Here is a 15,133-nt window from a genome sequence, read left to right as displayed (position 1 = left end):
GATCGGCTACTACGACAAGAAGGACATCACCCTGGACGAACTCACCGCCCAGATGGCCGGCGGCGCGGAACTGGCAGAACTCGCCCACGAACTCGAACAACTCGGCGGGCACACGGAGGCCCTCAAGGAAGTCCAAGCCGAAGTCGCCGAAGTCACGGACGCGGCATACGAAAGCAACACCAAGCGCCACTAAGCGCGAACGTTTACAACCCGATGGAGCAACCATGGAAATGCTAATAGCCGGAAACTGGCGCGGCGCCGCCGACGGAAGGACAGAGGAAGTCCGCTCGCCCTTCGACGGCCGGACGATCGACACAGTCCCCGTTGCGACGGTCCAGGACGCCCAAGCCGCCCTTGACCGTGCCGAAATCGGCGCCCACCTGCAAAGGACAACACCGGCCCACGTGCGTGTCGATATCCTCCTGCGCGCGGCCGCCCTGGCGGATGAACGTGCCGAGGACATCGCCCAGACTATTAGCGCCGAATCCGGTAAACCCATCACGGAAGCCCGGGGCGAAGCCAGTCGCTCCGGGAACATCATCCGCCTCGCCGCCTACGAAGGGAGCCAGCTGTACGGCTCCACGCTTCCTTTGGACGCAAACGCCGGGACAGGTTTGGACAAGATCGGCTTCACGCTGCGGCAGCCTGTGGGCATCGTCGTCGCCATCACGCCGTTCAACTACCCGGCGCTGCTGGTGTTGCACAAGATCGCACCCGCGCTGGCGGCCGGTAACGCCGTCGTACTTAAACCGGCCCGCGCAACACCGCTGACGGCGCTGAAGCTGGCGCAGTGCTTCGTCGACGCCGGCCTGCCGCCCGAGGCGCTGTCCGTGATCACCGGACCCGGCAGCTCCCTGGGCGACGTGCTGGTGACGGACCCGCGGGTCCGCAAGGTGTCCTTCACAGGCTCCACCAGCATCGGAACGCGCATCAGCTCGATCGCGGGCGTGAAGAAGCTGTCCCTTGAGTTGGGCGCTTCGTGCCCGGTGATCATCCTGCCGGACGCCGATCTCGAACTCGCCTCCACTGCAGTGGCGGCTGGCGGCTACGTCAACGCAGGCCAGGTATGCATTTCGGTACAGCGGGTCATCGTTGACCGTCGCGTGGAAAAAGACTTCCTGGACGCTCTCGTCCCGAAGGTCGAAGCGATCGCCGTGGGCAACCCCAAGGAAGAGGACACGCGTCTCGGCTCGCTGATCTCCGAAGAGGAAGCCTCACGCGTCCACACCTCGATCCTCGAGGCCCGCCATTCCGGCGCCCGTGTCCTCACCGGTGGTGACCGTGACGGCGCCGTGGTGACTCCCGCCGTCGTTGCCGGCGTCGACCCCCGGTCGCCGCTGAGCCGGAATGAACTGTTCGGGCCCGCCGTCGCGGTCTCCTCCGCGCAGGACATGGAAAGCGCCATCGCGATGGCCAACGACAACGAGTACGGGCTGGGTGCAGGCATCTTCACGAGCGACGTCGCCGGTGCGGTACAGGCCATGCGGCAGATCGACGCCGGCAACATCCACATCAACTGGTCGCCGCTGTGGCGGGCCGATCTCATGCCCTACGGCGGCTTGAAAGGCAGCGGAATCGGCAAGGAAGGCGTCCGTTCTGCTGTCCAGGAAATGACCGAAGAGAAGACGGTCGTCCTGCACGGGCGCCCCTGGTAACCACGACAACGGGAATAAGGCAATGACCACACCATCGCAGACCATCAGGCTCACCACTGCCCAAGCGGTCATCAAGTACCTCTCCGCACAGTATTCGCTGGCCGACGGCGTCCGCCGCCGCTTGGTCCCTGCCGCCCTCGGAATCTTCGGGCACGGCAACGTGGCGGGCCTGGGCCAGGCACTGGATGAACTGGCCGACGACATGCCGTTCATCCAGGGCCGGCACGAGCAGTACCTTGCCCACATCTCCACCGCGTACGCCAAGGCGAGCCGCCGCCAGGCAGTCCTCGCCGTCACGGCCTCCATCGGCCCGGGCGCGCTCAACCTCGTGACCGCCGCCGGCCTGGCAACGGTCAACAGGGTCCCCCTGCTGCTCCTGCCCGGCGACACCTACGCCACGCGTCACCAAGGACCCGTGCTGCAGCAACTGGAACACCCCACCGAGGCTGATGCCACGGTCAACGACGCGTTCCGCCCCGTATCGCGCTTCTTCGACAGGATCAACCGCCCGGAGCAGCTCCTGACCGCCCTTCCGCAGGCAATGCGCGTGCTCACGAGCCCCACGGATACGGGCGCAGTAGTCATTTCGCTTCCTCAGGACGTGCAATCCCACGCCTACGACTTCCCGGCAGAATTCTTCGAGCCACGCGATTGGAAGATCCGGCGCCCGCTTCCGGACCTGGAAGAGGTCGACGACGTGGCCCGGCTCATCCGTTCGGCCGAGCGTCCCGTGATTATCGCCGGCGGCGGCATCCACTACTCCGACGCCCACGCGGCGCTCGAGGCGCTGGCAGGCCAGGTCGGGATTCCCGTCGTCGAGACCTTCGGCGGCAAGGGCGCCGTGACCAAAGACGAATGGTGGCAAGTGGGCGGTGTGGGACTCGAGGGCAACTTCGCGTCCAACACCCTGGTCAAGCAAGCCGACCTGGTCCTTAGCGTCGGCACGCGCCTCACCGACTTCGCCACCGGCTCCCAGTCGATCTTCGAGAACGCGGACGTCCGTTTCGCGTCCTTGAACATCGTGGACGCCGATACCCGCAAGCAAGGCGCAACCGGCATCCTCGCGGACGCCCGTCTAGGCCTGGAAGCACTTGCCCGGGCCTTGGAGGGCCACAGCACCGCTGAAAACTGGCAGGAAACAGTCCATTCCGAGAAGGCGAAGTGGGCCCCGATCCGGTCCCAATGGCTCGACGCCGACACGCCCTACCGCCCGGAAGACCACCCGGACGCGCCGGTCACGGGAGCCGTCCTGACCCAGCCACAGCTGATCGGACTCATGCAGGAGCACGCCCGCTCCGGCGACACCATCATCGCCGCGGCCGGAGGACCTCCCGGTGACCTGCAAAAGGTCTGGGATGCCACGGGCAGCCGCAATTGCCACCTGGAATTCGGTTTCTCCTGCATGGGTTACGAAATCGCGGCCGGCATGGGCGTCCGCTTGGCTGAGGGCAACAACGACAACCGCGTGGTCACCTTCATCGGTGATGGCACGTTCCTCATGGCACCCACGGAAATCCTCACCGCGGCCCAGGAAGGCCTCAACGTCACGGTTGTTGTCTCAGAGAACCATGGCTATCAGGTCATCCACCGCCTGCAGATGAACCGCATGGGACGCGAATTCGGCAACGAATTCCGCTACCGCACCACCGGCGGAAGCGTCGCCGTCGACGACGCCCCGAAGGCGCGGCTCGACGGCGACTACCTCAAGGTGGACCTCCGGCAGATCGCCGAAGGCCTAGGCGCCCTCGCCATCCGTGCCACCACGGCGGCAGAGGTCCGGGAAGCGCTGTCTTCCACTCGCGACACTCAAGGACCCGTCGTGATCGTGGTGCCCACCGTTCCCCATGTCGACCTGCCTGGCGGCGACGTCTGGTGGGACGTAGCTCCCGCAGAAGTGTCCGGACAGGAATGGGTCCGTTCATTGCGCTCGGACTACGAGCAGGCAAAGGGCCGCCAGCGGTGGTTCGGATGAACGCCTCGAGTGGCGGCAACTACGACGGCGGACCGCTCGACGGCGGTCGGCTGCGGCGCCGCTTGGCCGCCGGAGACGTGACCCTGGGAACCTTCGTTGGCATGGCTTCGGCCACCGCGGTGGAAGTGTGCGCCGCTGCCGGCGCGGACTGGGTGCTCGTCGATCTTGAGCACGGTTCCGGCGGTGAGGATGCGGTCCGCGACGGTGTCCTTGCGGCCGGAAGCTACGGCGTCCCCACCATTGTTCGCGTGGAGAGCGGAGAACGGATCCGCATCGGCCGGGTCCTGGATCAAGGCGCAGCGGGCATCATGGTTCCCCGCCTGAATTCCGTGGAGGAAGCCGGCCAAACCGTGAAGCACATGCTGTATCCGCCCTACGGCGACCGCGGCGTGGCAACGTACAACCGCGCGTGCCGCTGGGGCATGGACCGGGCTCCGTTGAGCGCAGACCAGCAATCAGCCGTGGGAATCGTCCAGATTGAAACCCTGGACGCGCTGGAGCACGTGGAGGAGATCGCGGCGCAGGACGGCGTGGATGTCCTTTTCGTCGGACCGATGGACATGTCCTTCGCTTTGGGCGTCCCGATGCAACTGGACAGCAATGTCTTCCAGGAGGCACTCCAGCGGGTAGTCGCGGCCGCGCAACTGCACAACAAAGCTGCCGGCATCCTCGCGGTGGACGGCATGGCGGCGGCCAAGTATGTCCGCCAAGGCTTCCGGTTCGTGGCCATCGGTTCGGACTCCACCATCATGGCGGCGGCGTTCCGGGACGCCTTCGACACCGCCCGCAACTGACAAGAATTTTCAACGAGAAAGGCATGAACGTGAGCCCAGAATCCCGCACAGTCGGTGTAGGCCTTATCAGCGTCGGATGGATGGGAAAGCTCCACTCGCGCGCCTACCAGACGGTCCCGTACGCCTACCCTGAGCTTGGCCTGACCACCAAGCTCGTCATCGCGGCGGACACTGCGCCGGACCGGGTGGATTACGCCCGCGATGTCCTCGGCTTCGCGGAAGGCACCACGGACTACCACGATGTCCTGAACCACCCGGACGTCGATGTCGTTTCCATCTGCGCCCCCAACTTCCTCCATGCCGAAATCGGTATCGCGGCGGCCAAAGCCGGCAAGCACTTCTGGATCGAAAAGCCTGTTGGACGCGGCTACGAAGAAACCGTAGCCGTGCAGGAAGCCGCCGTGGAGGCCGGCGTCGTGACCTCCATCGGCTACAACTACCGCCACGCCCCGGCCGTGGAGCACGCCAGGAAGCTCATCGCGGACGGGCGCCTTGGGCGCATCACGAATGTCCGCGCGGTGTTCTTCTCCGGATACGCTTCCGAGCCCAACGGCGCTTTGTCCTGGCGCTTTGACCGGAAACTCGCCGGCACCGGCGTGCTGGCGGACTTGTTCAGCCACGCAACCGACCTGTGCCAATATGTAGTTGGGCCCATCGCCGAGGTAACCGCGCTCACAAGCACGGTCTACACGCAGCGCCCCAAGCTGGCGATGGGGTCAGGCACGCACTTCGCGGTGATCGAAAACGGTGAAATGGGAGAGGTCGAGAATGAGGACTACGCTGCAGCGCTGGTCCGCTTCGGCCCGTCCGCCCGCGGGGCAGGCGCCGTCGGCACCATCGAATCCTCGCGCGTTGCCGTTGGACCCGAATGCGGTTACCAGATCGAGGTCTACGGGACCGAGGGCTCGCTCAAATGGGACTTCGAGCGCATGAACGAACTCAAGGTCTGCCTGGGCCGGAACAACGACGAGCAGGGCTACACCACGGTGAACGCCAGCCCTCGGCATGGGGATTACTCGCACTTCCAGCCCGGGCCCGGCAACAGCATGGGTTTTGACGACCTCAAGGTCATCGAGGCCAAGAAGTTCCTCGTCGCCGTCGCTGGAGGAGCACAGGAAAACTCCAACATCCACGACGCCGCCTCGGCCGCTGCCATTGTCAGCGCTGCGGAAGCGTCCTCGCTGTCCGGTCAATGGCAGAAGATCGAGGAAATCCACGGCACGACGGCAGCGCGGGCATAACCATGGCACCTCCATCCGCCCGGCGGCCAACGATCATGGACGTGGCAGAACGCGCCGGCGTTTCCAAGTCCTTGGTCTCACTCGTGCTGCGCGACTCACCGCGCGTCAGCGACGAACGCCGCCAGCGGGTGCTCAAGGCTGTTGAAGAGATGGGCTTCGAGTTGAACCTCGCAGCCCGGTCCCTGGCAACACGGGACAGCGGAACCATCGGTGTGCTGGTCAGCGACATGCACAACCCGTGGGCCTTTGACGTCGCCGACGCCGCACGGACCGTACTTGAAGAGGCCGGGCACACCGTCCTCTTCAGTGCGGTCACGGCGGCGGGCAGGGGGGTGGACCAGTCCATCCTCCAGGCCTTCCGGGACTTGCGGGTCGCGGGCCTGCTCGTCGTCGGAACCGTGCCTGACAAAGCACCGTTCAGCCGGGCCGTTTCCGGCGGAGCTGTGGTCTTTGCAGGTGGTGGACCGGACTACATCGATACCGCCGATATCGTGCGAAGCGACGATGCCCTCGGCATGTCCATGGTTGTTGAGCACTTGATCGCCCAGGGACACGAGAACATCGTGCACCTTGGCGGCTTGGGTGGCTCGGTTGGCCGGGAACGCGTGGACGGGTATTCGGCAGCAATGGAAGAGCACGGTCTGGCCCGTTACATCCGTGTGGTCGACGCCGACTTCTTCCAGGAATCCGGTTATGTTGCCGCCCAAAGGGCCCTGAGTTCCCGCTCCACGCACCAGCGCCCCACAGCGCTGGCCTGCATCAACGACCTTGCCGCTTTTGGTGCCATGACGGCTGCCGATGAACGCGGCGTCGAAATAGCCGTCACCGGTTATGACAACATCGCGCTGGGTGCCATGCCGCGCCTGGGACTGACCACTGTTGACCCGGACAGCTCCACCATTGGCGTCACAGGGGCCAAAACCCTCCTGGAACGCATCCATGGTGAAGGCAGCGGCTTCGTCCACCATTCCGTCACGCCCCACTTGGTCGTGCGGAAGTCCAGCCTCCTGGGCCTTTAAAACACAGGCCTCTAGACGTATCAGCGGTGCCATTCCTGGCACCGCCCCATACCCCTCCACATCTTCAAGGATGACGATGGCTTCCATAACCACACCCCAAATCTTCGTCGCTCTCGGCAGCGTTGAGCCCGACTTGGTGGAACCGCTCCTGTCCGAACACCAGCGACTCATCCAGGACCCCACCGACGCGGATCTGGCGAACGCCGACGCGGCAATTGTCAGGGCCGCCTACCGCGTGGACCGGGAACTGTTGGACCGCATGCCGGCCCTCAAAGTCATCGCCCGAACGGGCGTCGGAACCGAGCTCGTGGACGTCGCAGAAGCGAACCGGCGCGGAATCCCGGTGGTCATCACCCCAGGAAGCAACACCGCCTCGGTGGCCGAAGGCGTGTTCGCCCACCTGCTGGCTCTCGTCAAGAAGCTCTCTCCGCTGACTGCACTGGTCCGCGAGGGACGCTGGGAGCAGCGGGCCGCCGTCGGCGTCGGAGACCTTGAGGGATTCACGCTCGGCATCATCGGGTACGGCCGCATTGGTCGCCGGGTGGCGCGTATCGCCGAAGCCTTCGAGCTCAAGGTTCTCGCCTACGATCCGTTCGCGGAGGTTCCCGCGGAAATCCGGTGCGACACCGTGGAGGAGCTGCTTGAGGGCAGCGATTTCGTCACCCTCCACGTGCCGCTGACACCGGAGAACCAGAACCTCATCAACGCGGACCGCCTCAAGGTCATGAAGCCCGGTGCGATCCTCATCAACTGCAGCCGGGGCGGCCTCATCGACCTCGACGCCGCCTATGAGGCACTGCGGTCGGGACAGCTCTCCGGGCTCGGCCTGGATGTGTACGATCCCGAACCGCCTGCCCACCACCCGCTGTTTGACCATGAAAACGTGGTCCTGACTCCGCACCTGATGGGATTCACCCGGCAAGGCATGGCCCACACCGTCAGGGACGCCGCCCAAGGTGCGGTTGACGTCCTCGCCGGCCGCACGCCCGCGGCGGTGGCAGGGCCATGACGGGTCCCTCTGTTGAGCATGTCCCCGTCAACTCTCCAGAACCAAGCCAAGGCCCCGGTCTTCTCCGGGCAGCCCACTAGAAAGGACCAATGCACATGTCCACTGATCGACCCCTCAAAGTCGCGCTGTTCGGATCGGGCCGTATCGGGCAAGTCCACGCCCGGAACATCGCCGCCCACCCGGACCTGGAATTGGCCTGGATCGCCGATCCCTTCATCGAAGGGGCCCGCACGTTGGCGGCCGGGACCGGAGCCATCGCCGTCGAGACTGCCGACGAGGTCTTCGCGAACGGTGACCTTGACGCCGTCGTGATCGGCTCGCCCACCAGCACGCACGTGGAACTGATCTCGCGTGCCATGGCGCAAGGCGTGGCGGCCCTCTGCGAGAAGCCAATCGACCTCGACATTGACCGTGCACTCGCATGCCGCGACGCGATCAAGGGCAACAACACCCCCCTTATGCTCGGGTTCAACCGGCGCTTCGATCCGCACTTCGCGGCCATCCAGCGCCGTGTCGCTGCGGGAGAGATCGGCCGCCTCGAACAGCTCACCATCATCAGCCGCGATCCCGCTCCTGCCCCGGCGGCCTACATCGCCACCTCGGGAGGGATCTTCCGGGACATGAGCATCCACGACCTCGACATGGCCAGGTTCTTCGTGCCGGACATCGTCGAGGTGTCGGCTTCGGGCGCCAACGTGTTCTGCGACTACATCGAGGAAGCCGGTGACTTCGACTCCGTGGTCATCACCCTTAGGGGACGCGACGGCGAACTGGTCACCATCACCAACTCCCGCCACAGCGCCTACGGCTACGACCAGCGACTGGAGGCGTTCGGCAGCGAAGGGATGCTCAACGCGGGCAACGTCAGCCCGACGACGGTGCGCAAGTATGGTGCGGCCGGCGCCGAAGAGGCGGACGCCTACCTGCCGTTCTTCCTGGAGCGTTACGCCGAGGCCTACCGGAACGAGTTGGACGGTTTCGCCAAGGCCATCCGCTCGGGCACTGCCTGCAGCCCGGGATTCGACGACGGCCTGCAGGCACTCGCCCTGGCCAACGCGGCCGAAGAGTCCGCCCGTTCCGGCCGCGCTGTCAGGATCGAAAACTCAGTTAAGATCGGGCAGCCGTAGCCATGCCACTTCTCCAAGACAAAGTGGTCCTCATCAGCGGGGGCACCCAAGGTTTGGGAGCCGGCGTCGCACGACGCGCAGCGGCCGAAGGTGCGGCCGGGATTGCGATCACCGGGCGGAACGCGGACTCGGGTGAACGGCTCGCCGCGGAGATCACGGCCTCCGGCGTCGAAACCCGGTTCATTAAAACCGACCTCGCCGACGTCGAACAGGCCCGGAACTCGGTGCTTGAGACGATCAACGTCTTCGGGCAACTCGACTGCGCCGTCAATGCTGCCGGACTGACCACCCGCGGCACCATGCTGGACACCACGCCCGAGCTTTTCGACGCGCACATCGCGGTGAACCTGAAATCGCCGTTCTTCATCATGGCCGAAACCATCAAGCACCTTTGTAGCAGGGGTGTGCCAGGAAGCATCGTGAACGTCATCTCCATCGCCGAACTCGGCGGCCAGCCGTACTTGGCGCCGTATGTGGCGGCCAAGGCCGGCCTGGCCGGAGCAACCCGCAACGCGGCGCATGCCCACCGTTGGGACAAGATCCGCATCAATGGGCTCGACATCGGCTGGACCGCCACGGACGGCGAAGCCGAAACCCAGAAGAAATTCCACGGCGCAGGAGAGGACTGGCTCGAAAAAGCCAACGCATCCGTTCCCATGGGAAAGCTCGGACAAGTGGACGAGATCGCCGAATTCATTGTCTTTCTCCTCTCCGACAGGAGCGGTGTTGTCACGGGCTCGGTCATCGACTGGGACCAAAACGTATACGGAGGATCAGATTGAGCACCATCACCAAGCGCCTTGCCGCAGCACCCATCTCCTGGGGCGTCTGTGAAGTCCCCGGTTGGGGCCACCAGCTTGAGGCCGACAGGGTTCTGTCCGAAATGACCGCCCTGGGCATCAGCGCCACCGAGTTCGGCCCCGCAGGGTTCCTCCCCGAACAGGCCGCCCAACGCGCGGACGTGCTGAAGCGGCACAACCTCCAGGCCATCGGCGGCTTCTTCCCCGTCATCCTGCACGATCCGTCCAAGAACCCCTTGGATGTTGTGTCGGCTGAGTTGGATGCTTACGAAGCTGCGGGGGCCAGCGTCATGGTCCTCGCCGCGGAGACCGGCGTCGCAGGCTACGATCAGCGCCACGAGCTCGACGCCGAGGGCTGGGAGCTGTTTGGCAGGAACCTCGACGCCGTGGTCAAGGCCGCCGCTGACAAAGGTATCCAGGCGGTGGTCCACCCGCACGTGGGAACCATGATCGAGAGCACCTCGGATGTTGACCGGGTCTTGAACGACACCGCAGCAAACCTTTGCCTGGACACTGGCCACCTGCTCATCGGCGGCACTGATCCGGCGTTGCTCGTCCGCGGCTACGCAGCCCGTATCGGCCACACCCACCTGAAGGACGTGCGAACCGCCGTCGCGCAGCGGGTCCAGGCCGGGGAAATTTCTTACACCGACGGCGTCAAATCAGGGATGTACGTGCCGCTGGGTCAAGGCGATGTCGGCATTGCCGGAATCGTCCGGGACCTGTTGGATGCCGGCTACGAGGGCTGGTTCACCATGGAGCAGGACACCATCCTCGACGCCGAACCTATCGACGACGGCCCGGTCCAGGATGTCCGGCAGTCCGTGGCCTTCCTGCGTCAACTCGAAACGGAAATCGAGCGATGAGCGCGGTCCGCTGGGGAGTGCTGACCACGGCACGGATCGCCCAGGGCAGGTTCCTGCCCGCCATGAGCCGCGCCCGGAACGCCGTGGCATCGGCCATCAGCAGCCCGAACGGAAAAGCACACGAGGTTGCAGAGCGCTTCGGTATCCCGGCCGCATATTCTTCGCACGAGGAATTGCTCGCCGATCCAAGCATCGAAGCCGTCTACCTGCCGTTCCCCAACTCGCTGCACGCCGACTGGATTGTTGCGGCCGCCGAGGCGGGAAAGGACATCCTCTGCGAGAAGCCGCTCGTCGCCAACACCCACGACTACCGCCGGGTGCTGGAAGCCTGCGAACGCAACGGGGTGAACCTGATGGAAGCGTTCATGTACCGCTTCCACCCCCAGCACCAGAAGGTCCGTGAGTTCATCGACTCGGGCAAGATCGGCGAGTTGGTGTCCATGCACGCCCGCTTCCACTTCGTCATGGACCGAAGCGAAGGCGAGGTCCGCCTCCAGCCGGGAATGGACGGAGGCGCGCTCAACGACGTCGGATGCTACGCCGTCGACATCATGAACATGGTCATGGGCCGCGCGCCACAAACCGTCTACGGCAAAGGCACAAGCCGCACGGACCCAGTGGAAACGACCATGGCCGCGATCCTGGACTATGGGGACGTCCTGGGAACACTGGACTGCGGCTTCGAAGGCCCCCGCACCAACACGTTCCAGATCATCGGCACGAAAGGCCACATCACCCTGGACAAGGCCTTCGACCCGGACCCGGGCGAAATTGCCCGAGTTACCGTGTCCCTCCGCGACGGCCGGAGCGAGTCTGTCGACATCGGGGAAGACCCGTTCAAGACGGAGATCGAACGGTTCAGCGCGTGGGTGCGCAACTCCGGACCCGAACTCGTCCAGAGGGAATTGACCGAACAGAACCTGGCCGTCCGCCTGGCGCTCCAGGAATCACTCGCCACCGGCTTGCCGCGGGATGTCAGCGACGTACATGCCGTGGAGCACCACCTACTACAGGAGCAGTAATGACCATCATCAACCACTTCATCAGCGGAGCCGAGACCGCGGGCAGCGGAACCGGCACCAAGCCCGTCTACAACCCGGCCACGGGTGCCGTGACGGCCGAGCTTCGCCTCGCCAACCTGGCTGATCTGGACGCCACCGTTGCCGCCGCAAAGAAAGCCGCTGCAAGCTGGGGCGACATTTCGCTGGCCAAGCGCACTGCCGTGTTGTTCAAGTTCCGTGAGCTCGTCGCCTCGCATGTGGACGAACTCGCGGCCCTGATCACCGCCGAGCACGGCAAGGTCCTCAACGACGCCAAGGGCGAGATCGGCCGTGGCCTGGAGGTCATCGAGTTCGCTTGCGGCATCCCGCAGTTGCTCAAGGGTGAGTACTCGGACCAGGTCTCCACCGGGATCGACGTCTTCTCGTTCCGCGAGCCCGTCGGCGTCGTCGCGGGCATTACGCCCTTTAACTTCCCGGTCATGGTGCCGCTCTGGATGGCGCCGATGGCGATCGCGACGGGCAACGCCTTCATCCTCAAGCCTTCGCACCGCGTGCCCTCGGCCGCGATGCTGCTGGCCAAGCTGTTCCAGGACGCAGGCCTGCCGGACGGCGTGTTCCAGGTCCTCCACGGAGACCGCGATGTCATCTCCGGGCTCCTGACGCACCCGGACGTGGACGCCATCTCCTTCGTGGGTTCCACCCCTGTCGCGAAGCACATCCTGGAAGTGGCGACGGCGCACGGCAAGCGGGTCCAGGCACTGGGCGGCGCGAAGAACCACGCGATCGTGATGCCCGACGCCGACCTCGACAACGCCGCCGACCACCTGGCCGCCGCGGCGTTCGGTTCCGCCGGCCAGCGCTGCATGGCAATCTCTGTTGCGGTCGCCGTCGGCGATGCCGCCGATCTGTTGGTCAAGAAGGTCGAAGAGCGTGCCCTCGACGTCAAGGTCAAGAACGGCACCGACGCCGACGCGGACATGGGTCCCGTGATCAGCCCCGAATCCCGCGAGTTCATCGTCAAGACGGTGAGCGAAGCAGAGCAGGCCGGCGCGGCGATGGTCGTGGACGGCCGCGACCTTGTGGTCCCCGGCCACGAGGACGGTTTCTGGGTGGGCCCCACCGTGATCGACCACGTCAAGACCGAAATGAGCGCCTACCGGGAGGAAATCTTCGGACCTGTCCTGGTGGTGGTGCGGGTGGAGGACCTGGACGAAGGCATCAGGCTCATCAACGCCAACCCCTATGGCAACGGCACGGCGATCTTCACCTCCTCGGGAGCGTCTGCCAGGAAATTCCAACGTTCAGTGGACGTCGGCATGRTCGGCATCAACGTSCCCYTSCCSGTWCCYGTKGCCTACYACTCCTTCGGCGGCTGGAARGCCTCSCTCTTCGGSGACAAGCACATCTACGGWCCCGARGGCGTSTCCTTCTACACCCGCGGCAAGGTCATCACCTCCCGCTGGCCCGAGTCGGCCCACGCTTCGGGAGCTTCGTACAACTTCCCGTCGAACTGAGGCGTACGAGCCGTCACGTGGGCCGGGCGAAACGGTGGCAGGATCGAAGCATGACTGTGTCGTTCACATGCCGTACGCATATCGGAATGGAACCCGGGGAGCTCTTCGATCTCGCCCGCAACGTCGACGCGCACGTCGGCTCCATGGCCAAGTCCCGGGAACGTGCGGTTGCCGGCGTCGTGTCGGGGCTGCTCTCGGAATGCGACGAGGTCACCTGGCAGGCTTGGCATTTCGCTGGCCCCCTGAGGATGAGCAGCCGCATCACCCGGTTTCGCTTTCCCGATTCATTTACGGACGAGCAAGTGCGGGGCCCCTTTCGCTTCTTCCGGCACGTGGGGCGATACCTGCAGAACCTCATCGAACTGCGCAACGAATATCTCGTCCGCAACGGTGCCGCCGCATGATCAGGACGGCCCGCGCGGACGAACTGGAACGGCTCCGGGGGATCGAATTCGCCGCGGGGGAGATCTTCCGCTCCTGTGGAATGGACGCCATCGCAGACGACGAGCCATTAACCGTCACGGAAATGGCTCTCTACCAGGCGCGCGGTGGTGCCTTTGTCTTTGCCGACGCGTCAGATGTTCCCGTGGCCTATCTTCTGATTGAGCACCTCGACGGCAACGCACACGTGGAGCAGTTGAGTGTCCACCCATCGCATGCGCGGCGAGGTCTCGGGAGCGAGCTGCTCGACGTTGCCGAGAAGTGGGCGCACGCCGAGGGGCTGGACTGGCTGACCCTGACCACTTTCCGTGATGTTCCGTGGAATGCGCCGTACTATCGCAGGCTTGGTTTCGAGGAGCTGGGCCCGGAGATGTTAGAGGACGGACTCAGGGGCATCCTGGAGTGCGAGGGTTTGGTCGGCATGAGTCGTTGGCCGAGGATCGCGATGCGGCGGCGCGTCAGGTCAATCCCCCTTCAGGAAGATTCCGTCAGTCTGTATTGACAGGCTCATGCTGTCAGTTCAAACTGACAGTATGAATGGTGATGAGCTGACTTCCCACATCCGGGCGACGGACCCGGCAATTGGCCTCCGCGCCGTCGGTGCCCTGCATCGCCTGGCCGAAAAAGTCGAGGCCACCAACGTAGCCCTCGCGCGGGAGCAGGGTTGGTCCTGGGAGCAAATCGGTGATGCCTTGGGCGTCTCCAAGCAGTCGGTCCACGCCAAATACGGAAAGTGAGTCTGCCATGTTTGAACGATTTGCCGGCGAAGCCAGAACTGCTGTCCATGCTGGCGCCGAGGAAGCCAAACGCCGTGGAGACCGGAGAATCGGCACGGACCATTTGCTGCTGGGATTGCTCCACGACCCAGAGAGCTGCCGGACTTTGGAGACGGACCTCGAATCTGCCCGCGCCCAGCTCGACACCCTCGACCAGCAGGCGCTGGAAGCCGTGGGCATCACGTTGGGGGACTTCGGCCCGCTGGATGCGCCCAAGGGAAGCAGCCGAACCACCTTCACGTCGGCCGCCCGCTCAGTCATTCAAGACTCCTTGGTACTGACCACCCGGGAGAAGGCCCGCAGGATCACCACCCGGCACCTCTTGCTCGCACTGCTGGAACGGCACGAACCCGATCCGGCCGCCGTCCTGCTCAATAAGCTGGGCGTGGACACGGCGGCACTGAAGGCCCGGCTCCAGAATCCGGGATCCTAGGCCGGCTGTCGTTGCAGGCGCCTGTAGTACAGGTCCCCGAAGTAGTGTTCCGTCGTGGCGGGTGGGTCCGCGCCGGGTGAATTGCTGGTCACCTGGCTGGCAGCGGACAGGTGGAAGCCTGGCAGGGGCGGGGCTGTTGACCGGTGGTGGTGTCCGGTGGGGGTGCGGATTTCCAGGACATGCCGTGTCCCGTGCTGGGTTGTTGCTGCTCCGGTTCGTGCTGTCCAGCCGGGGAGTTCCTTGGTGTGGTTGCATGCTTCGCACAGGCCCGCGCCGTTGGCCAGGGTGGTGGGTCCTCCGTGGTGCCAGGGGATGATGTGGTCGAAATGCCTGATCGGTGCGTCGCAGTAGGGGGTGCGGCAGGTGTCGTCGCGGGCTTGGATGAAGCGCCGCAAGCCGGCAGGGAAGAGCCGGGCCCGGGAATCGGCGGCGACAAGTTCTCCGGTTCCGGGGGCGGTGTAAAGGCGCCGGAGCCAGACCTTGAA

At 64.9% G+C, this 15,133-nt stretch carries 16 protein-coding genes and 1 pseudogene; 16 read left to right on the top strand and 1 reads right to left on the bottom strand.

Annotated features, from left to right (window positions below; all coding sequences use genetic code 11):
* The 16 genes and pseudogenes from AC1DJW_RS25825 to AC1DJW_RS25750 all read left to right on the top strand — a co-directional run.
* Window positions 1-193 (top strand): annotated as a pseudogene (locus tag AC1DJW_RS25825) (sugar ABC transporter ATP-binding protein); the annotation flags it as partial.
* A gap of 31 nt (window positions 194-224) precedes the next feature.
* Window positions 225-1,655, top strand: a complete 1,431-nt coding sequence (locus tag AC1DJW_RS25820; protein WP_284754403.1) for an aldehyde dehydrogenase family protein — start codon at window positions 225-227, stop codon at window positions 1,653-1,655.
* Between the two features lie 22 nt (window positions 1,656-1,677).
* Complete coding sequence (iolD, locus tag AC1DJW_RS25815) at window positions 1,678-3,627, top strand: 3D-(3,5/4)-trihydroxycyclohexane-1,2-dione acylhydrolase (decyclizing) (RefSeq protein ID WP_476902872.1); 1,950 nt, start codon at window positions 1,678-1,680, stop codon at window positions 3,625-3,627.
* Entirely contained in the window at window positions 3,624-4,421 is a 798-nt protein-coding gene (locus AC1DJW_RS25810) for an HpcH/HpaI aldolase family protein (protein WP_284754405.1), read from the top strand. Before iolD ends, AC1DJW_RS25810 begins: the two co-directional genes overlap by 4 nt.
* 29 nt (window positions 4,422-4,450) lie before the next feature.
* Window positions 4,451-5,662, top strand: a complete 1,212-nt coding sequence (locus AC1DJW_RS25805) for a Gfo/Idh/MocA family protein (RefSeq protein WP_459340915.1) — start codon at window positions 4,451-4,453, stop codon at window positions 5,660-5,662.
* Between the two features lie 35 nt (window positions 5,663-5,697).
* Window positions 5,698-6,681, top strand: coding sequence for a LacI family DNA-binding transcriptional regulator (locus AC1DJW_RS25800; RefSeq protein WP_284754505.1), 984 nt, complete (start codon window positions 5,698-5,700; stop codon window positions 6,679-6,681).
* Between the two features lie 76 nt (window positions 6,682-6,757).
* Entirely contained in the window at window positions 6,758-7,690 is a 933-nt protein-coding gene (locus AC1DJW_RS25795; RefSeq protein ID WP_476902871.1) for a hydroxyacid dehydrogenase, read from the top strand.
* Between the two features lie 95 nt (window positions 7,691-7,785).
* Window positions 7,786-8,817, top strand: a complete 1,032-nt coding sequence (iolG, locus tag AC1DJW_RS25790) for an inositol 2-dehydrogenase (protein ID WP_390282613.1) — start codon at window positions 7,786-7,788, stop codon at window positions 8,815-8,817.
* A 2-nt stretch (window positions 8,818-8,819) separates the two neighbouring features.
* Window positions 8,820-9,599: an SDR family oxidoreductase gene (locus tag AC1DJW_RS25785; protein WP_284754411.1), complete on the top strand. Its 780-nt coding sequence runs from the start codon at window positions 8,820-8,822 to the stop codon at window positions 9,597-9,599.
* Window positions 9,596-10,483 carry a sugar phosphate isomerase/epimerase family protein gene (locus AC1DJW_RS25780; RefSeq protein ID WP_284754413.1) on the top strand — a complete coding sequence of 296 codons (888 nt, stop codon included), beginning with the start codon at window positions 9,596-9,598 and terminating at the stop codon, window positions 10,481-10,483. The genes AC1DJW_RS25785 and AC1DJW_RS25780 overlap by 4 nt, the downstream gene beginning before the upstream one ends.
* Window positions 10,480-11,505: a Gfo/Idh/MocA family protein gene (locus AC1DJW_RS25775; protein WP_476902870.1), complete on the top strand. Its 1,026-nt coding sequence runs from the start codon at window positions 10,480-10,482 to the stop codon at window positions 11,503-11,505. The genes AC1DJW_RS25780 and AC1DJW_RS25775 overlap by 4 nt, the downstream gene beginning before the upstream one ends.
* Window positions 11,505-12,998, top strand: coding sequence for a CoA-acylating methylmalonate-semialdehyde dehydrogenase (locus tag AC1DJW_RS25770; protein WP_476902869.1), 1,494 nt, complete (start codon window positions 11,505-11,507; stop codon window positions 12,996-12,998). The genes AC1DJW_RS25775 and AC1DJW_RS25770 overlap by 1 nt, the downstream gene beginning before the upstream one ends.
* A gap of 50 nt (window positions 12,999-13,048) precedes the next feature.
* Entirely contained in the window at window positions 13,049-13,402 is a 354-nt protein-coding gene (locus tag AC1DJW_RS25765; protein WP_459340910.1) for an SRPBCC family protein, read from the top strand.
* Window positions 13,399-13,941: a GNAT family N-acetyltransferase gene (locus AC1DJW_RS25760; RefSeq protein ID WP_284754420.1), complete on the top strand. Its 543-nt coding sequence runs from the start codon at window positions 13,399-13,401 to the stop codon at window positions 13,939-13,941. Before AC1DJW_RS25765 ends, AC1DJW_RS25760 begins: the two co-directional genes overlap by 4 nt.
* Before the next feature lie 31 nt (window positions 13,942-13,972).
* The gene (locus tag AC1DJW_RS25755) at window positions 13,973-14,176 is read left to right on the top strand and encodes a hypothetical protein (RefSeq protein ID WP_284754422.1); all 204 of its coding nucleotides are present in this window, start codon (window positions 13,973-13,975) and stop codon (window positions 14,174-14,176) included.
* A gap of 7 nt (window positions 14,177-14,183) precedes the next feature.
* Entirely contained in the window at window positions 14,184-14,648 is a 465-nt protein-coding gene (locus tag AC1DJW_RS25750) for a Clp protease N-terminal domain-containing protein (RefSeq protein ID WP_284754423.1), read from the top strand.
* Here the strand turns inward: AC1DJW_RS25750 and AC1DJW_RS25745 are convergent.
* Window positions 14,645-15,133: HNH endonuclease (locus AC1DJW_RS25745; protein ID WP_476902868.1), on the bottom strand; the 489-nt coding region annotated here is incomplete at its 5' end. The two genes, AC1DJW_RS25750 and AC1DJW_RS25745, sit on opposite strands and share 4 nt — an antisense overlap.

Source organism: Arthrobacter sp. 05L417, from assembly GCF_056397865.1.
Note: the sequence above shows the minus strand (reverse complement) of the source record. Positions and strands in the feature narration are given on the sequence as shown.